The 19,859-nt window shown below is 58.0% G+C and carries 21 protein-coding genes; 11 read left to right on the forward strand and 10 right to left on the reverse strand.

From position 1 onward, the window contains the following. Window positions 1-22 precede the first annotated feature (22 nt). Window positions 23-361, forward strand: coding sequence for a hypothetical protein (locus F0155_RS17065; RefSeq protein WP_208999333.1), 339 nt, complete (start codon window positions 23-25; stop codon window positions 359-361). Here F0155_RS17065 and F0155_RS23445 read toward each other — a convergent pair. The 3 genes from F0155_RS23445 to F0155_RS17075 form a co-directional block, all read right to left on the reverse strand. After that, the gene (locus F0155_RS23445; protein ID WP_161599827.1) at window positions 355-507 is read right to left on the reverse strand and encodes a hypothetical protein; all 153 of its coding nucleotides are present in this window, start codon (window positions 505-507) and stop codon (window positions 355-357) included. The genes F0155_RS17065 and F0155_RS23445 overlap by 7 nt on opposite strands. Before the next feature lie 317 nt (window positions 508-824). Further along, the gene (gene pcaF / locus F0155_RS17070) at window positions 825-2,030 is read right to left on the reverse strand and encodes a 3-oxoadipyl-CoA thiolase (protein WP_150525760.1); all 1,206 of its coding nucleotides are present in this window, start codon (window positions 2,028-2,030) and stop codon (window positions 825-827) included. 161 nt (window positions 2,031-2,191) lie between these two features. Next, entirely contained in the window at window positions 2,192-3,583 is a 1,392-nt protein-coding gene (locus tag F0155_RS17075; protein WP_150525761.1) for a mannose-1-phosphate guanylyltransferase/mannose-6-phosphate isomerase, read from the reverse strand. A 299-nt stretch (window positions 3,584-3,882) separates the two neighbouring features. On the opposite strand from F0155_RS17075, the gene F0155_RS17080 reads away from it, so the two are divergent. From F0155_RS17080 to F0155_RS17090, 3 genes are read left to right on the forward strand one after another with little or no spacing between them, the layout of a single operon-like run. Beyond that, window positions 3,883-4,776: an ATP-binding cassette domain-containing protein gene (locus tag F0155_RS17080; RefSeq protein WP_150525762.1), complete on the forward strand. Its 894-nt coding sequence runs from the start codon at window positions 3,883-3,885 to the stop codon at window positions 4,774-4,776. Next, a complete protein-coding gene (locus F0155_RS17085; protein WP_150525763.1) occupies window positions 4,766-5,569 on the forward strand; it encodes a metal ABC transporter permease in 804 nt (267 codons plus the stop codon). The genes F0155_RS17080 and F0155_RS17085 overlap by 11 nt, the downstream gene beginning before the upstream one ends. Window positions 5,570-5,589: 20 nt before the next feature. Continuing rightward, on the forward strand, window positions 5,590-6,003 hold the full coding sequence (locus F0155_RS17090; RefSeq protein WP_244303536.1) for a Fur family transcriptional regulator: 414 nt from the start codon (window positions 5,590-5,592) through the stop codon (window positions 6,001-6,003). A 16-nt stretch (window positions 6,004-6,019) separates the two neighbouring features. Here the strand turns inward: F0155_RS17090 and F0155_RS17095 are convergent, their stop codons facing one another. Together F0155_RS17095 and F0155_RS17100 are read right to left on the reverse strand one after the other, a co-directional pair. Then, window positions 6,020-6,517, reverse strand: a complete 498-nt coding sequence (locus F0155_RS17095) for a DUF3429 domain-containing protein (RefSeq protein ID WP_150525765.1) — start codon at window positions 6,515-6,517, stop codon at window positions 6,020-6,022. A 39-nt stretch (window positions 6,518-6,556) separates the two neighbouring features. Then, complete coding sequence (locus tag F0155_RS17100) at window positions 6,557-7,180, reverse strand: glutathione peroxidase (RefSeq protein WP_208999334.1); 624 nt, start codon at window positions 7,178-7,180, stop codon at window positions 6,557-6,559. A gap of 161 nt (window positions 7,181-7,341) precedes the next feature. Here F0155_RS17100 and F0155_RS17105 point away from each other — a divergent pair, with 161 nt between their 5' ends. From F0155_RS17105 to F0155_RS17135, 7 genes are all read left to right on the forward strand, one after another. Beyond that, a complete protein-coding gene (locus F0155_RS17105; RefSeq protein ID WP_150525766.1) occupies window positions 7,342-8,094 on the forward strand; it encodes a sugar phosphate isomerase/epimerase family protein in 753 nt (250 codons plus the stop codon). 11 nt (window positions 8,095-8,105) lie between these two features. Further along, a complete protein-coding gene (locus F0155_RS17110; RefSeq protein ID WP_150525767.1) occupies window positions 8,106-9,242 on the forward strand; it encodes a Gfo/Idh/MocA family protein in 1,137 nt (378 codons plus the stop codon). Between the two features lie 138 nt (window positions 9,243-9,380). Beyond that, on the forward strand, window positions 9,381-9,962 hold the full coding sequence (locus tag F0155_RS17115) for an NnrU family protein (RefSeq protein ID WP_150525768.1): 582 nt from the start codon (window positions 9,381-9,383) through the stop codon (window positions 9,960-9,962). Window positions 9,963-10,162: 200 nt separating this feature from the next. Then, a complete protein-coding gene (locus F0155_RS17120; protein WP_150525769.1) occupies window positions 10,163-10,831 on the forward strand; it encodes a tetratricopeptide repeat protein in 669 nt (222 codons plus the stop codon). Further along, a complete protein-coding gene (locus tag F0155_RS17125; protein ID WP_208999335.1) occupies window positions 10,828-12,180 on the forward strand; it encodes an outer membrane protein assembly factor BamB family protein in 1,353 nt (450 codons plus the stop codon). Before F0155_RS17120 ends, F0155_RS17125 begins: the two co-directional genes overlap by 4 nt. Window positions 12,181-12,215: 35 nt before the next feature. Continuing rightward, entirely contained in the window at window positions 12,216-13,652 is a 1,437-nt protein-coding gene (gene der, locus F0155_RS17130) for a ribosome biogenesis GTPase Der (protein WP_150525770.1), read from the forward strand. Window positions 13,653-13,722: 70 nt separating this feature from the next. Beyond that, a complete protein-coding gene (locus F0155_RS17135) occupies window positions 13,723-14,532 on the forward strand; it encodes an inositol monophosphatase family protein (RefSeq protein ID WP_150525771.1) in 810 nt (269 codons plus the stop codon). A gap of 97 nt (window positions 14,533-14,629) precedes the next feature. Here the strand turns inward: F0155_RS17135 and F0155_RS24085 are convergent, their stop codons facing one another. From F0155_RS24085 to purF, 5 genes are all read right to left on the reverse strand, one after another. Then, window positions 14,630-15,001, reverse strand: a complete 372-nt coding sequence (locus F0155_RS24085; protein ID WP_342212481.1) for a hypothetical protein — start codon at window positions 14,999-15,001, stop codon at window positions 14,630-14,632. After that, on the reverse strand, window positions 14,953-15,966 hold the full coding sequence (locus tag F0155_RS17140; RefSeq protein ID WP_342212482.1) for a serine hydrolase domain-containing protein: 1,014 nt from the start codon (window positions 15,964-15,966) through the stop codon (window positions 14,953-14,955). The genes F0155_RS24085 and F0155_RS17140 overlap by 49 nt, the downstream gene beginning before the upstream one ends. A gap of 69 nt (window positions 15,967-16,035) precedes the next feature. Continuing rightward, window positions 16,036-17,460 (reverse strand): alginate export family protein, encoded by a 1,425-nt coding sequence (locus F0155_RS17145; protein ID WP_192913832.1) that lies wholly within the window; start codon window positions 17,458-17,460, stop codon window positions 16,036-16,038. A gap of 174 nt (window positions 17,461-17,634) precedes the next feature. Further along, window positions 17,635-18,360 (reverse strand): SDR family NAD(P)-dependent oxidoreductase, encoded by a 726-nt coding sequence (locus F0155_RS17150; RefSeq protein ID WP_150525773.1) that lies wholly within the window; start codon window positions 18,358-18,360, stop codon window positions 17,635-17,637. Window positions 18,361-18,367: 7 nt separating this feature from the next. Further along, entirely contained in the window at window positions 18,368-19,840 is a 1,473-nt protein-coding gene (gene purF / locus F0155_RS17155) for an amidophosphoribosyltransferase (RefSeq protein ID WP_150525774.1), read from the reverse strand. Between the last annotated feature and the right edge of the window lie 19 nt (window positions 19,841-19,859).

Below are 19,859 nucleotides of genomic sequence, written 5' to 3' on the forward strand. Positions count from 1 at the left end.
AATCTTTAAAGGCAGCCTTCTCATGAGAGATCCGCTGTTGAGACTGCTCTTCCTGAATGGACTGACCGGGCTTGTGATTTCCGGCGTGGTGCTGGCCGGCCTGTTTGCAACAAATGTCGGGCAGTTGCGCTACCTGATCCTGAAAGCAGAGGATCCCGTTTTGCCGATAGTCATGCTGGCCATGGGGCTTTTCGTCACGCTCGGGTCAGTTGTCATGGGCACCGCAATCATGATGCTCCGGGATGACGATCGTGCCAAAGGCAGTGGCGGGCGTGGGAGAGGGAATGGGAAGCCGGGGCGTGATGCCCGCTTTTCTGGTGACCTCCAACCCATCCGGGTCGAGGTCCGCTCCCGTCAGTGAACCAAACGTTCCATCGGGCCAACAGCTACAGGCTTTGCCCGGCTGTGTTCGGCGTCACCTGCTGCAGACGGTTGTGCCAGGGCGGCCGTCAGAACAAGACCTGCTGACAGCATGAGGCAGATGATTCCAGCCGATGAAAGACGCATGGTGTGTTCCCTTTGTTTCTTGTTGTGGGAACTTGATACCAAGCAAGTTCTAAATGCAGGAAAAGCGACTTTCTAAAATTTGATCTTTCTTCCGCGTTTCGGTCCAGAAGAAGAAACTCGATCGCGATGCGCCGACAAACCTGACGCCTTGCTATAATTGCTGGCGAAACTGAATAGTGAAATAACTACATATGTTTGGTTATATATCTTGAAGTGACGAATCCGCTCAAAAACCACATCAGAGCGGGACTTTACGGTCTGTTTACGACGAGAAAACATGACCCTTTTTCAGGGCCATGTTTTTGGTCACGGGGCGATTAGACGGCTTCCAGCGCGATGGAAATGCCCTGTCCGACGCCGATGCACATGGTTGCAAGGGCAAGCTTGCCGCCGCGATCCTTTAGTTCCAGTGCTGCGGAGCCGGTGATCCGGGCTCCGGACGCGCCAAGGGGATGGCCAAGGGCAATGGCACCACCATTGGGATTGATGTGGTCGCCATCTTCCGGCAGTCCGAGATCTCTGAGAACGGCAATGCCTTGAGCTGCAAAAGCTTCGTTCAATTCGATCACGTCAAAGTCTGACGGCTTGATGCCGAGGCGGGCGCAGAGCTTGCGTGTTGCGGGAGCCGGGCCGATGCCCATGATGCGCGGTGGCACACCAGCGGTCGCACCACCGACGATACGGGCAATCGGGGTAAGGCCGTATTTCTTTACTGCGGCTTCCGAGGCAATCAGCAGTGCGGCTGAGCCATCATTGACACCTGATGCATTGCCTGCGGTCACCGATCCGTTTTCCCGGAAAGGCGCGCGCAGCTTGGCAAGATTATCTATTGTCGTTTCGGGGCGGGGATGCTCGTCCGTGTCGATGATTGTGGGCTCGCCCTTGCGCTGGGGAATGGTCACCGGCACGATTTCGCGAGCAAAACGGCCATTTGCCATTGCGGCGCCGGCACGTTGCTGGCTGCGCAGCGCGAAGGCGTCCTGATCCTCGCGCGAAATCTTGAACTCTTCGGCGACGTTTTCTGCAGTCTCCGGCATGGAATCAATGCCGTATTGCCGCTTCATCAGGGGATTCACGAAGCGCCAGCCAATTGTTGTGTCGTGAATTTCGCTGGAGCGGCTGAATGCAGTTTCTGCCTTCGGCATGACAAACGGCGCGCGGGACATGCTTTCGACGCCGCCTGCGATTGCGATCTCCATTTCGCCGGCGATGATGCCGCGAGCTGCGAGAATGACCGCGTCCATGCCCGAGCCGCATAGCCGGTTGATCGTTGTGCCGGGGACAGTGTCGGGAAGACCTGCCAGAAGCGCGGACATGCGGGCAACGTTGCGATTGTCTTCACCGGCCTGGTTGGCGCAGCCGTAGTAAAGTTCGTCGAGAACTTCCCAGTTTACGCCGGAATTTCGCTCCATCAGGGCTTCGATCGGGATGGCCCCGAGATCGTCGGCACGAACTGAAGACAGATTTCCGCCGAAGCGGCCAATTGGAGTTCGAACAAAGTCGCAAATGAATGCGTGACGCATGGTCATGTCTCCCCATCAAACGTCTGCGCCGGCAAACCGGCCTGACCGGTATCATCCACTGGTCAGCGGCGCGCGCCATCTCTGACCGGAAAGGATTTATCCTCCTTTCCGTGAACGACGTTTGACGGGAAGTCAAGTATCATCGACCGATCGGTCGATTTTTAATCGTGACGGATAATGTCATCCTCACCGAGATAGGTGCCGGACTGAACCTCGATCATCCGCACCGGTATTCTGCCGCGATTGTGCAGCCGGTGGACGGCGCCAAGCGGGACATAGGCCGACTGGTTTTCGGTCAACAGTCGGGCTTGTCCGTTGATGGTAACCTCGACTGTTCCTTCCACCACGACCCAATGCTCGGCGCGGTGCATGTGGCTTTGAAGGGTAAGCTGCTGGTTCGGCTTGATCAGCATGGACTGAACGGAGAACCGGTCTCCGGCGTTGATCCGTTCCGTATAGCCCCACGGCTTGTAGGATCGCAGATGGGCATCCACCTCGCTGCGTCCTTCCTGCTTCAGGCTGTCGACGATCTTCTTGACGTCCTGCGCCTTGTCCTTGTGCGCAACAAGTACGCTGTCACGCGTTGCCACCACGAGAACATCCTGCAGCCCGATGACAGAGACTAGCCCGTCATCGGCATAGGCAAGGCAATTTGAACTGTTCAGGAAGCGCGTGTCGCCAAGACCGCTGTTGCCGTCGGCGTCCTTTTCCAGCACGTCCCAGATTGCAGACCAAGACCCAAGGTCGTTCCAGTTGGGGGCGATGGGGACACAGGAAATCCGATCCGCCTTTTCCATGATGGCGTAGTCGATTGAAATGTCTTCCAACTTTTCGAACTCTGTCTGGTCGAGCCGGGTAAAATCGAGATCGACTGACCGGGTCGCAAGAACTGCGCGCACCTGTTTGAGAAGGTCGGGTTGGAATTTCCCAAAAGCTTCCACCATGGCCTTGGCCGAATAAAGGAAAATTCCGGCATTCCAGACATAGTTTCCTTGCGCCAGAAAGGCTTCCGCCTTCTCAAGGCTTGGCTTTTCGACAAAGGCATCGACCTGGCGAACCTTTTGGTCTCCTGCTTTCAACCGGATGTATCCGTAGCCCGTATTGGGTTCGGTCGGCTGAATCCCGAATGTCACGATCTCTCCGGAGGCTGCTGTCGGGACGGCTGTATGCACGGCGTCGAGAAAAATATCTTCCTTCCCGATCAGGTGATCTGAAGGAGCAAGGAGAACAAGCGCTTCCGGATCCTGTTCCAATGCAACCAGTGCGGCAAGGGCTGCGGGCGGAGCCGTGTTTCGGCCAACCGGTTCCAGAACGATGGAAGCGGCGCGCACGCTGATTTCTTCTAGTTGCTCACCGATCAGGAACCGATGTGAGTTGTTGCCGATGACAATAGGAGCCTGAAACCCGTTTCCCACAAAACGCTTGCATGTTTTCTGAAACAGGCTTTCCCCCTGAAAGATCGGCAGGAACTGCTTTGGCCGATCCTGACGTGACAGTGGCCAGAGGCGGGAACCAACGCCGCCGGAGAGGATGCAGGGGAAAATGGATGTCATTTAATGATCCTGATGCTGTACGTGCACTCAACCAAGATTAGGTGGTCCGGTCCTGACAAACTGTAAAGTTTCACGGTGAAGATTGTCTCTCCGAAATCCGTTGCTATCGGTTTTTGTTGAATGCCTTCGCAGGGATCACTATACAAGATGTAACTATGTAACACTGATGGGCGTTTCCTGACGAAGTGGATACCGGTTCACCGTCTGGGAATGCGCCAAACCAAACATCTGGAACACGTTGAGCGATTCTGTGAATGCGAGACGTGCTCTGGTTCAGACAATCCCGAAAGCCGCTTGAAATGGTAGTTAGCCAAAGTCCGCTTGTTGAATTGAAGGGCGCAGGCATTCAGCGATCAGGCGCGTGGCTTGTGCGGGGAGTGGACCTCACGGTCTCTCCGAAGGAAATTGTGACGCTGATCGGTCCGAATGGATCCGGCAAGTCGACAAGCGCCAAGATGGCCCTTGGTATCCTGAAGCCGAGTGAGGGAACCGCGGCCCGTCGCTCGGGCTTGAAAATCGGCTATGTCCCACAAAAACTGATGATCGACTGGACGCTGCCGCTCTCCGTCGAACGTTTCATGCGGTTGACCGCCAAGCCGGGGCAAAGACAGGTTGATGAGGCGCTTGACTGCACCGGTGTTGCCCATCTGCGTGCGTCCGAAGTGCGGCATCTGTCCGGCGGACAAATGCAACGGGTCATGCTGGCAAGAGCCATTGCCATGCAGCCGGATTTGCTGGTTCTTGATGAGCCCGTGCAGGGGGTCGATTATTCCGGTGAGATCGCGATCTACGATTTGATTGCCCGTATCCGCTCGGACCTTGGCTGCGGCATCTTGATGATTTCCCACGATTTGCATGTTGTGATGGCGGCAACAGACCGTGTCGTCTGCCTCAACGGTCACGTTTGTTGTCAGGGCACGCCACGCGATGTTTCCGAGAGCGAGGCGTTCAAGACCTTGTTTGGCGCTCGTGCCAGCGGAGCATTGGCGGTTTACGAACACCATCACGATCACGTTCACTTGCCAGACGGGCGGGTTCAGCATTCCGACGGGTCGATCCACCAGAATTGCTGCGATCACGTTCATGGACCGCAGGATCATGCTCATGAGCACCATGGCAAGGGCCATGAAGCGCATGATCATTCCCATGACCACAGCCATAGCCACGTAGCGGGAGACCATCATGCTCGATGATTTCTTCGTGCGTGCAGTTCTGGCCGGAGTCGGTGTTGCAATCGTTGCCGGTCCGCTTGGATGCTTCATCGTCTGGAGGCGAATGGCCTATTTCGGTGATACGCTGGCACATGCGGCGCTTTTGGGCGTGGCGTTGTCCCTGTTGATCGAAGTGAACACAACGGTCGCCGTATTTGCGGTCAGTGTCGCCGTCGCCATGGCGATGCTTGCCCTCAGGCGGACGGACACATTGTCTACGGACGCCTTGTTGGGGCTCCTGTCACATTCCGCGCTGGCGCTAGGCCTGGTTTGCCTTGCCTTCATGACATGGGTGAGGGTGGATCTAACCGGATTGTTGTTTGGCGATATTCTGGCCGTATCAAAATTTGATGTGCTGACCATCTACGCAGGTGGGGCCTTGGTGATCGGCGTCTTGTGCCTTGTCTGGAAGAGGCTTTTTGCAGCGACGGTCAACCCGGACCTTGCAGCGGCCGAAGGCATGGACCCCGATAAGGTCAATATCATTTTCATGTTGTTGATGGCTGCCGTCATCTCGATTGCGATCAAGGTCGTCGGCGTACTGCTCATCACCGCGCTTTTGATCATCCCGGCCGCTGCTGCCCGTCGTTTGTCTGCAAGTCCTGAGCAAATGGCGTTTTTTGCAGCGGGTCTCGGGATCGTGTCGGTGCTTGCGGGGCTGTTCAGCTCGCTGAATTTCGATACTCCTGCCGGCCCGAGCATCGTGGTTGCCGGGACAGCGATCTTTATCCTGTCCATCTTGCCATGGCCGGGGTCGAAGGGCATATCAGGATAAGACAGGGAGACGGACGGATCGTGGGCACGCATTCTCACCCGGAATTGACAAAGAACCAGTCACTGGTCTTTGGGACGTTGAACAGGGCAGATGGCCCTCTGACGGCCTATGCCATTCTCGACCTGCTGCGCGATGAGGGGTTCCGCGCGCCGCTACAGGTTTACCGGGCACTCGAGAAATTGCTGGATTTTGGACTGGTGCACAGACTGGAAAGTCTCAATGCGTTTGTAGCCTGCTCGCATCCTGGCTGTTCTCAGCATCACGCAGTTGCCTTTGCGATCTGCGAGACCTGCGGCAACGTTCTGGAATTCACTCCAGACGCGGCGTTGAAGGATTTGTCCAAATGGGCTGGTGACTGCGGTTTCAGTCCGGCCAAGACGACAATCGAGCTTCGCGGCACCTGCCGGGGCTGCGGACAAGCTGCGACAAACTGATTGCCGATCTCTGTCTTTAAAAGGCGTTCGGCACCAAAAGAGCAACAAGTACGGCCAGTGTGACCGGTATGCGAAGTTTCGGATACCAGTCCGGGACGCGGCCGGTCTTCTTGCAACGCAGGTCATAGGTCAAAATCAGCAAAAAACCGATGCCAAGCCCTACTGAATGAAAAGGGTGTGGCAGTGCAAGACTTGCCCACGCGATCAATGAGGGAGCGGTGCTGATTGCAAGTGCCAAGAGATTCGGCGGACTGCCGGATTGCGCTCCATGTGCCATTTCCACGCCCCAGTGAATTCCTCCGAGAAAGGAGAGAATGATCGCGCCGTAAAGAAGCAGCGCTATCCCGATTTGGGGCTGAAACGGCGCGGGAGCCAGCAGACTTGCCAAGGATAAGATCGCAAAGGGAATGTATCCGCTAGCGGTGAGCCATAAGGCAGATTGAGGAATTGTGGTCGATGGGGCGGCAAGGTCCGATGGGGCCGGAATGTCTTCAGAAGGAACGAGGGGTTTCATTTTCTTTTGTCCGTCTCAAGTCATGCTTCAAGAGCAATGTCAGTTGCTCATGCCTTGCTCGTGCATTCGATTCAGTTGGTCCTCAATTGCTTTTCTGACGTCTTTTGAAGTCGGCCGCGTCGGCGTTGAAAACCAGGTTGCGAGCTGACCATCGGGACCTATGAGATATTTGTGAAAGTTCCAGTAGGGACGAGCCGTGACGCCGTATTGTTCGGTTGCCCACTTGTAGAATGGGTGCGCTTCCTTTCCTTTCACATGGGTCTCGGAGGTGATCGTATAGGTCGCGCCGTATTGGGCCTGACAATAGCCTGTCAGTTCCTCTTCCGAGCGGGGTTCCTGACCGCCAAAATCGTTCGAGGGGACGGCCAGAATAACCAGTCCGCGCTCGCCGTAATCTGCCTGTAGGGCTTGCAGGTCGCCGAGCTGGGCCTTGAACCCGCATTCGGACGCCGTGTTGACGATCAGGATCGGCCTTCCGCGAAATTCGGCAAGCGGGAGGTCTTCGCCATTCGGGAGAGAAAAGACAAAGTCATGAGCCGAAAAACTGCTGTCGACATTGGGCTGCGCCATACCAGCTCCACCTGTCCAGACAGAGATGAGAGTGGCGGGGAGGAGGCGGTTCAGGAATGACAGCATCTCGATGGGCCTGACTTCGTACAGCACTTGTTACTTCTCTACGCGTGTAGTGTTGTTTGGTTCACTACCAGACTGAAAAACTTTCAGAAAAGCATGGGGAATTTGACCTCGGTTGGGGTTCGGCCCTGTATTTCGCGCAAAAAACATGTTTGACGTATCGTCAGTTCGATTTCTTGTCAGGGTTTCCGATGACCGCAATCTCGTTTCAGCTCTACAGTGCCCGTAATGCTGCCAAATTTTCAGATCTGCTGAAGCTTCTCTCCGGTGTGGGCTATGCGCATGTCGAAGGTTATGGAGCGCAATACGACGTCCCCGAGGAAACTGTTGAGGCGCTGCAGGCCGCCGGATTGACCATGCCATCGGGGCATTTCTCCTTGCAGATGCTGGAAGACGAGACGGATCGGGCAATCAATGTTGCCAAGACGCTTGGAATGAGCCGGATCTATTGTCCCTATCTGGATGAGAGCGAACGCCCGAAAAACACGCAAGGCTGGCAAGAACTGGGACAACGACTTCAGGCCATTTGGGAACAGGTGACAGCGGCTGGCTTTGTCTTCGGCTGGCACAATCATGACTTCGAGTTTCACCGGTTGCCGGATGGTCGTATTCCCATGGATGTGCTGCTTGAAGCCGCGCCATCCATTTCCTGGGAAGCCGACATCGCGTGGATCGTGCGCGGTGGAGAGGATCCGTTTGAATGGATCGGCAAGTATCAGGGTCGTCTGTCGGCGGCTCATGTGAAAGACATTGCGCCGGCCGGGGAGTGTATTGACGAAGATGGCTGGGCTGATGTTGGCCATGGCATCATGGACTGGCAGGGGCTGGTCAATCGCTTGAAGGACACGCCGGTTGATCTGTTGATCGTCGAGCACGACAACCCCAAGGACATTGAGCGCTTTGCCCGACGTGCCTTCGCAAGCCTCAGCAAATTCATCGGATAAGGACAAGAATTATGTCTGACGTACTGGGTGTCGGCATCATCGGATGCGGCAATATTTCAAAGACCTATTTTGACCTTGCCCCCTTGTTCAAGGGGCTCGAAATTCGTTTCTGCGCAGACCGTTATGCAGATGTGGCGCGCCAGCGTGCTGCTGAATACGGCGTGTCCGGTGGCACCGTGGACATGCTGCTCGCCTCTGATGATGTGGATGTGGTTGTGAACCTGACCGTTCCTGACGCCCATTGGCCAGTTTCGCGGGATATTCTCTCTGCAGGGAAGCATGTCTATTCGGAAAAGCCGCTGGTTCTGACACTCGAAGACGGTTTGGCGATGAAGGCTTTGGCCGAGGAAAAGGGGCTGAAGGTCGGGTCTGCTCCGGACACGTTTTTGGGCGGCGCGCATCAGGCGGCGCGTGCGGCAATTGACGAAGGACGTGTTGGCCGCATCACATCCGGCACCTGTCAGGTCATGAGCCACGGTATGGAAAGCTGGCACCCCAATCCTGACTTCTTTTTCCAGCCGGGAGGCGGTCCGATGCTGGATATGGGGCCGTATTACATCGCCAACCTGATCAACCTGATCGGACCGGTGAAGCGGGTCGCAGCCTTGACCTCCATGGCGACACCGACGCGGACCATCTCCAGCGCACCGCGCGCTGGCGAGGAAATTCCGGTTGGCACGCCGACAAACATTCAGGCGCTGCTTGAATTCCACAGCGGGGCAACGATCACCTTCCTTGCCAGCTGGGACGTCTGGGCTCACCGCCATCATCCGATGGAACTGTATGGCACGGAGGGATCGCTTTATGTGCCGGATCCCAACTTCTTTGGTGGCGAGGTAACTGCCGTGGACCGGGAAGGGCGTGCCGAGGCGCTTGATTTCTCCGATCACCCGTTGGGCAACGCCAACCAGACCCATGGCGAGAACCGCTTTGCAAACTATCGCACTGCGGGTCTGGCCGATATGGTGCAGGGCATTCTTGAAGGGCGGGACTATCGCTGTTCCTTTGATCGCGCGATTCATGCAGTCGATGTCATGACATCTATCCTGAAGTCCGGCGAAACAGGCTCCTTTGTAGATATCGGGACAACCTGCAGCCGTCCGGCGGCGCTGGGCGCGGCCGAGGCACGGGCGTTGCTCAAGGCATAAGGTTGGCTCCGACACGATTTGTCTTCGTCTAGCAACTTGTTGCAACAGGACAAATGTCTTGACTGGCAAGCTCCGCTTCACCACTCTCCGCACCGGAGAGTGGACCGGCTTCTTCGCCGGAATAGCAAGGCGGGACGTATGACTATCTTGATTGCGGGGTTGGCCCTTTTCTTCGGGCTGCATTTCCTACCCATGGCCAGCGGCCTGAGAGCGTCCTTTGTCGACCGCCTTGGAGCAATGCCCTATCGGGGTCTTTATTCGATCCTGTCGATCATAGGGCTGGTGCTGATTGTGTATGGATATGGTGAAGCGCGCATCGGCGATAATCCCGTTCTCTACACTCCGCCCCACTGGACGCGCCACTTGACCATGCTGCTCATGGTGCCGGTGTTTATCCTGTTGATTGCTGCCTATGTTCAAGGGCGCATCAAGGCACGGTTCCGTCACCCGATGCTGCTGGCCGTCAAGATCTGGGCATTCGCGCATCTTCTGGTCCGCGGCGACCTTGCCTCGGTGCTGCTTTTCGGCAGCTTTCTGGCCTGGGCGGTGATTGATCGCATTTCCCTGAAGCGGCGGACGGATGGAGAACCTTCCGTTGCAATTCACCTGTCGGAGAAGCGTCGTTTTGGCGATGTCGGGATCATCCTGGCGGGTCTTGCCATCTTTGTCTGGTTCGTCCTGCAGGGCCACGTGCTTGTCATTGGCGTTCCATTGTCCTAATCACGTGCATCGGAGATCCGGTTTCCGTCTTTGGTGTGCCGGATTGCCTCACTTGCGCCACTTTGGCGTTGATTAACAACCTCGGCTCCTTTTACAGGGGAGCAAATGTGTAGAACATTTGGTGCCGATTGAAGAATGCAGCCTGAACGGCGCTGCTTCGGCTGGTGCCTGAAGAACAAGAATGCGGGAACGAGACACGCATGTCCGATATCTTTCGTGAAGTCGATGAAGACATCCGCCAGGAAAAATACCGTCGGCTTTGGGACCGTTTTGGCCCGTGGGTTATCGCCCTTGCCGTGTTGATCGTTCTGGGTACCGGTGGGTATCGCGGCTGGCACTACTGGCAGGAAACGCAGGCGCAGGAAGCTGGTGACAAGTTCCTTGAAGCCGTTCGTCTGTCCGAGGCCGGGGATGTCGATGGAGCTCTTGCAGCCCTTGAAGGGCTGTCCGGTGCGTCCGGCGGTTATCCGCAGCTTGCGCGTCTGCGCGCTGCGTCCGAGCTGGCAAAGGCAGACCGCAAGGCAGATGCTGTTGCAGCGTTTGATGCGATTTCTCGTGATTCCTCGGTTGATGAAGCGCTGAAGTCGATTGCGGCCCTGCGTGCCGGATACCTTGTGGTCGACATGGAAGGCTATGGTGCTGTTGCAGACCGCGTGGAAGTGCTGACAGGCGAAGACGCACCGTTCCGGGCAGCCGCCCGCGAACTTCTTGCTCTCGCCGCCTGGAAGGCTGGTAATGCCGAAGATGCACGCAAGTGGATTGCCGCTCTGCAAGACGATGAAGACACCCCGTCGGAAGTGTCCCGCCGGGTTGAAATCCTGTCCGAAGTGATCCGCTCCCAGTTTGGTGCGGCAGGAGATGCCCAGTGATCAGTACTCTTGGAAAAGGCCCGTTTCGCGCATTTGCAGGTGTTTGCCTGTCAGCCCTTATTCTGGGCGGGTGCAGCAGTGTTTCCGAATTTGCCGACAACATAAACCCGTTCGGCGGCGAGGATATTCTGGAAGGCGAGCGGCAGGCTCTTTTTGACAATGCCGATGCCGGTATCGTCGGGGATCCGAAGCCTGCATCCATCGGGTCTGCGACCGGTGGACAAAGCTGGCCGAATTCCGGCGGTGACCTTTCCAATGATCCTGGCAATGTGGCCATTTCCGTAAGCGGCTCTCGTGCATGGACCAGCCGCGTCGGATCTTCCGGTGGCGGTTTTGGGGCTGCAGCCTTGCGCGTTTCCTCCCGTCCGGTTTCCGACGGCAGCCGCATTTTCGTCTACAAGCCCAATGGTGAGGTTGTTGCCCTGTCGACCGGTGGTGGACGGGCCTGGAGCCAGAACCTTCGCCCTGAAGGCGAAAAGGACACAGCTTCCGGCGGCGGTGTTGCCACGGCGTCCGGTCGCGTCTTCGCTGCTACGGGCTATGGACAGGTTGTCTCGCTTGATGCGGGCTCCGGTCAGGTTGCCTGGACGGCTGATCTTGACAGCCCGGCGCGCGGTGCGCCGACTGCCGGTGCAGGCCATGTCTTTGTCGTGACCCAGAACAACGAGGTTGTCGCACTCAAGCAGGAAGATGGTTCTCTCGCCTGGTCCTATGTCGGGATCGAGGAAACTGCTGGTCTTCTGTCTGCCGCCAATCCGGCGATCTCCGGAAACCGCGTGATCGTTCCGTTCTCTTCCGGCGAGATCATGGCACTCGACATCAAGAAGGGTGAGCCGGTGTGGATCGAGGGCGTTGCCCGTGGTTTCCGCACGCTTGCGCTCTCCGGTCTGGCGGATGTCTCTGCAAGCCCGGTGATCTCCGGTGATACTGTCTATGCCACCGGTGTCGCCGGTCGTACTGTTGCTGTGTCGCTCAAGTCCGGTCAGCGGCAGTGGGGTGTCGATCTTGGCAGCGTCCACACACCGATTGTGTCGGGAAGTGCCGTCTTCATGATCGATCTGGACAACCGCATGGTTGCTTTGAGCCGCAAAACAGGCGATACGCTCTGGACAACGGAACTGCCTCGCCCCGAAAAGAAGAAAAAGCGGCGCAACTGGGCAGGACCGATCTTGGCTAATGGAACTTTGGTGGCCTTTTCCAGCGATGGTTACATCGCAAAGGTCGACGCCGCATCAGGCCGTCTCGTCGGCTCGAACAACGTGAACACGGATGTCTTTGTAACGCCTATCGTGGCGGGCGGACGCATCATTGTGCTCCACGGGGATGATGGCGTGGCTGCCTTCAACTGACCGGACAACCGGTCAGTCACTCAGGAGTATGGAACGTGGGCGCTACTGTCGCCATTATCGGACGGCCGAATGTCGGCAAGTCCACGCTGTTTAATCGCCTTGTCGGCAAACGTCTTGCGCTGGTTGACGACACGCCGGGTGTGACCCGCGACCGTCGTCCCGGCGAGGCGCGACTGGGCGATCTGCGCTTTACCATCATGGATACGGCCGGGCTGGAAGATGCTGATGCCGCTTCGCTGGAAGGTCGCATGCGCCGCCAGACCGAAGAGGCGATCGAGGAAGCGGATGCCATCCTCTTCGTGATCGATGCCCGTGCCGGTGTAACCCCTCTCGATGCGCATTTTGCTGCAGTTGCCCGCAAGACCACCACGCCGGTGATCCTGCTGGCCAACAAGGCCGAGGGCCGTGCCGGCGAAAGCGGTCTGTATGAGTCCTATTCGCTCGGCCTTGGTGAGCCGATCGCGATCTCTGCCGAACACGGCGAGGGTCTTGCTGACCTCTATGACGCGCTGAAGCCTTATGTGGACGCGGTTACCGAGGAAGAAGAGGCGGCTCTTGAGGAAGCCCGAACCGAAGTTGAACTGAAGTTCGACGAGGACGGTGAGCTGATCGAGGAAGAGGACGATCCGGTTGGCACCAAGGAGCGTCCGCTTCGTGTTGCCATTGTCGGGCGTCCGAATGCTGGCAAGTCCACCCTGATCAACCGCATGCTTGGCGAAGACCGCATGCTCACCGGTCCGGAAGCGGGGATCACGCGCGATTCCATCTCTGTCGACTGGGAGTGGCGCGACCGGCACATCAAGCTGTTTGACACTGCAGGTATTCGCCGCAAGTCGCGTGTTCAGGAAAAACTGGAAAAGCTGTCCGTTGCCGATGCTCTTCGCGCGATCAAGTTTGCCGAAGTCGTTGTCGTGACGCTGGATGCCACGAACTCCTTTGAAAAGCAGGACCTGCAGATCATCGACCTTGTGGCCCGCGAAGGCCGCGCACTGGTGATTGCGATCAACAAATGGGATCTGGTGGAAGATCGGGAAGCGGCGTGGAAGAAGATCCGCGATGCCAACGAGCGCTATTTCAACCAGATTCGCGGCGTTCAGATCGCGACCCTGTCCGGTATTCAGGGGCAGGGGATCGACAGATTGCTGGAAAGCGTCTTCACCGCCTATGAGCATTGGAACGCTCGCGTTTCAACGTCACGGTTGAACCGCTGGCTGGAAAAAGTCACGGGCAGCCATCCGCCTCCAGCGGTTGCCGGTCGCCGCGTGCGCCTGCGCTATCTCACCCAGCCGAAGACAAGGCCGCCGCATTTCGTGGCCTTCTGTTCCCGGCCGGAGCAATTGCCGGAAAGCTATACCCGCTATCTGGTCAACAACCTGCGAGAGGCATTCGATATTCCCGGATCGCCGATCCGCTTTTCCTATCGCAAGGGCGAAAACCCCTATGCGAAGCCGAGGAAAAGAAAAATCCAATAAGGGCAGCTTGGGTTGCCATTTGTCCGGGTCGTTTCAGCGGCCCGGACTTTTTGTGAAACAGGAGTTTTTGATGGCAAACGATCGGTATGATTTTGCGGTGGCGCTGGCACACAAGGCCGGCAATCTGGGGATGGAGTATTTCCGGCGTCTGGACACGCTTACCATCACCTCCAAGGGCCATCAGGATCTTGTCTCGGAAGCCGATCGTGACGTTGAAACTCTGGTCCGCAAGGAAATCGCCGCAGTCTTTCCCGATGATGGCATTGTCGGCGAAGAGTATGGCACCGTTGAGGGAACCTCCGGTTATACTTGGGTAATCGACCCCATCGATGGCACCGCGAATTTTGTCAGCGGCATCCCGCAGTGGTGCGTGATCCTGGCTTGTGTACGCGGCGATGAAACCGTCATCGGCGTCATTCGCGAGCCGAATACCGGCGAAACCTTCCGGGCGGCGCTCGGGAGGGGGGCCTATGTCAACGACCGCAAGATCGCGGCTTCGTCCTCCACAAGTGTCGCTGTGGGCTCCACCGGGGTCGGCTTTAATGGCCGTACGGCGGCAACGGATGTGGTCAATGCTGTCGGTGCGCTCATTTCAAAGGGCGGGATTTTCTTCCGCAATGCCTCCGGCGGCCTGATGCTGGCCTATGCGGCTTCCGGGCGCCTGATCGGCTATATCGAGCCGCACATGAACTCCTGGGACTGTCTGGCCGGCATGCTCATCGCTGCAGAAGCTGGCAACCGCATGGAAGCCGTCAACATTCCCCACGCCGTTCATCACGGCTGCCGCGTCGTCGTCGGCGCGCCCGGCGTCTATGACGAACTCAAGATGATCGCTGACACGTCTTTTGCACCTTTGCCGGAAAAATATTCGGCTGCCTGACATTCGCAGTCAAAGGTTATGATGACCCGGCCTTTGTGGCCGGGTATTTTCTTATCTTTGGACCGATGTTTCATCGGAACCGCGGCGGCCATTCAGCTCAATTTTCCCTAGTCAGCAAATACTCCGCAACCGCCTGATAGGCGGGTAGGGAGGTTGGGTCGATGTAGCCGTTCTTGGCCTGCGGATGGGATGAAAACCGGACCAGAACCATCTCGGCTTTGGGATCGATATAGATGGTCTGGCCGTGAACGCCGCGCGCGGCAAAGGCGCCGTGGCTGTTGTGAAACACCCACCACTGGCTGCGATAGCTTGCACCGGGCAGTGTCGGGAACCCGGCGAATTTTTCTCTTGTCCCTCCGGTCCGGATGGTATCGATAACGGAAGCAGGGAATAGCTGCTTGCCGCCAAGCTGACCCTTGTTCAGCACAAGTTGCCCGAGACGCCCGAGATCGCGCAGGCCTGCAGACAACCCGCCACCAGCAAAGGGCAGGCCTTTGCCATCCACGTCATGTAGGCGGTCTGTTCCGCGCCCATGGGCTTCCAGAGCCGATTTGAGGCAAGTTCCGTGACGGATTGGCCGGAGACACGACTGATCAGCCAGCCCAGCATGTCGGAATTGATGGTCTTGTAGTGGAAGGTATCGCCATGATTGCCGTCCGGCCTGACTTGCTGGAGATATTCCCAATAGCCATCCGGCCCGGAATAGTCCTGCGCCTTGGGCAGCGGGCTCGCGGCCCCCGAATAGGTCCAGATATCGGCATTTGGGTCCGAATAGTCTTCCGAGTAGGCAACGCCTGTGGTCATGTCCATGACCTGACGAACCGTGGCCGTTGCAAAGGCGCTGTCGCCGATTTCCGGAATGATGTCTTTCACCAGCGCAGTTTCGTCCAGTGTGCCCTCGGCAACGAGGATTTGTGCCAGCAGTCCGGTCACCGACTTCGTCATCGACATGGCGGCATGTTTGCCGCCTTCATCGAGGCAGCCGAAATAGCGCTCATACACCACCTTGCCCTTGTGCAGGATCAGCATGCCGTCCGTGTAGTTGGCATGGAGCGATTGGTCCCACGTCATCGGATCGGTATTGCCGATTGGGGTGAAGGTCAGCTGGTCAATGGCGACCCGGTGGTCGGCAAATTCCACTGGCGGGGCGTAGGCGAGCGGCAAGGGGGCGCCAAGCCCGCGGCTGATTTCCTCTGTCGGCAGAAACTCACGCAGGTGACAGACGGACCAGCGGAGTTTTGGAAAACTGAAATAGACCGAATCTGGCTGGGTGATCAGCTTGTCTGGCGGCGGCGGAAAGCCCTGCATCCAGCCAAGGACCCGGGGATCGGATTGTTGCGCGCCCAAAGATGCCTTGTCTTGCGCCGCTGCATATTGGCTGGCAAGGCCACCAACGCCGAGGGCGAGCCAGAAAATGCCGATCCGTTTCATCATGCCATCCCTCGAATACAAAACCTCAAAAAGTGAACCGGAGCGCGATGCTCCGGGCAATGCGATGCTGTGTCAGTAGTTGATCACCAGATTGACGAACCCGCCATACCAGACCGGAAGACTGCGGCCCGCCGCCAGTTCCAGCCCGGTGCCGGGCAAGGAGGCGCTGATTCCTGCAGTCAGATAGGCGTTCGGAGTGACGATCCGGCTATATTCCAGAAAGAAATCATCGGCGAGATGGGCGTTTGTGACTCCGGCAACGATATTGTCGCCGCCTGCTATCTCGAACCGGGTCGCCTGCCCGAACTGAATGGGGCTGCGCAACTCGTTGGCACGAATATGCGCATAGCGCAGGGTCAGTGTGTCCCGTTGTGTCGGTTTGATGGCAAAGGCCAGCTCATGCGCCTGAACGTTGGAATTGATGAAGGTCATCGAGGACTTCGATCCCGTGGCCCAGGTGCTCGGGTTGCCGTCGTAATAGAGCGGGTCGAACCTCTCCTGCCGCGCGGTTGAGGGATCATCACCGGAAAAGGTCTTGTAGGTATAGGTGAGGGACGGAAGCCAGCGAACCTTCGTCCACGTATGCCCCGCCTGCAGGCGCCCGCCCCAGGCAAGCATGTCCTTGCCGGTTTCCTCGTTCCACTCAACGGCTCCGTCAAGCGCAAAGAACATGGTGCCATAGGGGTTCTCAAGCGTGTTTGAACGCAGGTAAATGCTGACGGCGTTCAGCCCCTCGCGGGCACCGGGTTGAATGGTCGGCGCGCCTGTGCCACCAGCTGCTGCCCTCGGATAGGCGCTGTTTGAGTGCAAGACATTCAGATAGGTCAGTCCAGCGAACCCGCCGGTTGACCCGTCATAGCGCATGTCGAACCCTGCCAGCCTGTTCTCATTGTCGCTGGAGGGAACTTCGTTCGGATCAAGATAAAAGGCGGTCGCTGAAAAGGGGCCGTGTTTCGCGCGGGCGAGCGCCGACATTTCCCACGCCTTTCGGGGGCCGAATTTCAGCGCACCGCGCTCAAATCCGCTGGAGCCGCCATTGGCAAGCAGCATGCCCGTACCGGCGCGAAACTCGCGTGGGCCGACGGAAAAATCCGCCTCCGACAGCGCGCTGAAGCGCTTGGCGATGCCGACATAGCCTTCTTCCAGAGTGATGCGCCCGCTGTCGCCCTCGTCATAGGCATCCAGACCCTGCGTGTAGGAGGCAACGAGAGAGGCCTTGCCGTATAGCGACAGATCGCCGGGGAGGGTCTGGGAGATACTGACACCGGGTTTGGCGTAGTATTCCACCCAGACCTTGTCGGTCTCATAGTCGGCACTGCGGGCAAACGTGTCCGACAGGGTCCAGAAGAGGTTGCTTTCGCCAACTAGGTTGACACCCGCCTGCGCGAGCAGCCGGATTTCCAACCCATTGTCGTTTCGGTACACAAACCGCTCATCATTTTGCGCAAAAGCCCCTGCAGCCCCAAGCCCGACAAACAAGGCGGCTGCGGAAAACATAGCTGAAAATCGACTGCCCGGCATGTGACTACGCATTTCATTCAAGATACACGTAAAAATACGGAGTCCAGAAGAAAGGCAACCGTCACAAGGAGTCAAGTCGGGAGCGATGTGCAATTCTGACGATCAATCTACAAGCAGATTGCATTCGGTCGCCAGACCGAATGTCATGCCTCAGCCCCAGACGCCCTTTACCCGGTCGAACACCTTTCCGGTCTCGGTCACGTCCTTGCCGACGAGTTTCAGAAGGTCGGTGGCGACGGATTCGGGTTTGGGGAGTTTGTCCGGGTCTTCACCGGGCATCGCCTTGGCTCTGTGGCCTGTGCGGACCGGGCCGGGGTCGGCCAGATTGATCCGCATGGCGGTTTTTTCGGTCTCTGCGGCGTAGGTCTTCACCATGGCTTCAAGCGCTGCCTTGGTGGTTGCCTGCAGGCCCCAGAACGGCGTTGTGGTGCGCACATGGCCGTCAGTCAGGAAGAGCGCACGTCCGGCATCCGACTGGCGCAACAGAACGTCCAGAGAGCGCAGCAGGCGGTAATTGGCGGTGACATTGGTTGCCATCGCCTCATCAAAGGTCTTCACCTTGATATGGCCGACGGGCGACAGCGTTGCTGCCATCGCCGCGTTGCCGATCAGGATATCCAGCTTCTTCCAGCGTTCGAAGATCGCAGCCCCCAGACGGTCGAGCGCATCGAAGTCCTTCAGGTCCACCGGTACCAGCGTTGCGGACGGGCCGCCAGCCTGCTTGATGGCATCATCCAGTTCTTCAAGTCCGCCCACGGTGCGGGCAATGGCAATGACCTGCGCCCCGCGGGCGCCCAGTTGTCTTGCCAGTTCATAGCCGATGCCGCGCGAGGCACCGGTCACGAGAGCAACGCGACCTTCGAAATCCTTTTCCATGACCGTCCTATCGCACTTCCACCAGACGCGGCGAGCGGACAAAGTCCTGATCGCCTGCAAGGTCTGTCAGTGGCGTCGGATAGTCGCCAGTGAAGCAATGGTCGGTGAACTGCGGCTGGTCCTTGTCGCGGCAATCATAGCCCATGGCGCGGTAGATGCCGTCCACGGACAGGAAGGCGAGGGAGTCCGCGCCGATATAGTTCTTCATTTCTTCAAGGCTGTAACGGGCGGCCAGAAGGCGTTCGCGTTCCGGCGTGTCGATCCCGTAATAGTCGGAATAGCGGATCGGCGGGCTGGCCAGGCGGAAGTGAACTTCTGCCGCGCCTGCTTCGCGGATCATCTGCACGATCTTCACCGAAGTAGTGCCGCGCACAAGGCTGTCGTCAATCAGGGTGACGCGCTTGCCCTGAATCTGGGAGCGGTTGGCGGAGTGCTTCATCTTCACGCCGAGAGCGCGGATCGACTGGGTCGGTTCGATGAAGGTTCGGCCAACATAGTGGTTGCGGATGATGCCGAGTTCGAAGGGAACACCGGATTCCTGGCTGTAACCGATTGCCGCAGGAACGCCGCTGTCCGGAACGGGCACGACAACATCGCTTTCCGCGTGGGATTCGCGGGCAAGCTGACGGCCCATTTCGCGGCGCACATCATAGACGCTGCGACCGCCGACGATGGAGTCGGGGCGCGAGAAGTAGATGTATTCGAAAATGCAAGGGCGTGCGGGCTTGCGACCGAAGGGGAAGAAGGATTCAATCCCGGTGGATGTGCAGACGATGACTTCGCCGTTTTCGACTTCGCGGATGAACTTGGCGCCGATGATGTCGAGCGCACAGGTTTCCGAGGCAAGGATCGGCGCGCCATTGAGGTCACCCAGAACAAGCGGGCGAATGCCGAGCGGATCGCGTGCGCCGATCAGCTTCTTGGCTGTCAGGGCAACGAGCGCATAGGCGCCTTCCATGTGGGTGATGGCGTCGATGAAGCGGTCGACGATCTTCTTTTCACGGGAGCGGGCGACCAGCTGCAGGACCACTTCGGAGTCCGAGGTCGACTGGCAGATCGCGCCGTCGCGGATAAGGCCCTGACGAAGGGTCAGTGCGTTGGTGAAGTTGCCATTATGACAGATGGCGATGCCGCCGCCATCCAGCTCTGCAAAAAGCGGCTGGACGTTACGCAGGATGGTTTCGCCGGTGGTGGAGTAGCGAACGTGGCCGACGGCAGCTGCACCTGTCAGGCGGCCAATCGTTTCCGCGTTGGAGAAGTGATCGCCAACCAGACCGAGGTGCCGCTCCGCGCGGAACTGGTCATTGTCGAAGGTCACGATGCCGGCTGCTTCCTGACCGCGGTGCTGCAGGGCGTGCAGGCCTAGCGCTGTCAGCGCGCTTGCGTCTTCATGGCCGAGAATACCGAAAACACCACATTCTTCCCGCAGTCGATCCGCATCCGGATCGAACGGCTCATCCATAAAGGCATCACCCGCCATGGCGAGACTCCTTGTCAGA

The organism is Roseibium sediminis (assembly GCF_008711325.1).
Lineage (GTDB): Bacteria > Pseudomonadota > Alphaproteobacteria > Rhizobiales > Stappiaceae > Roseibium > Roseibium sediminis.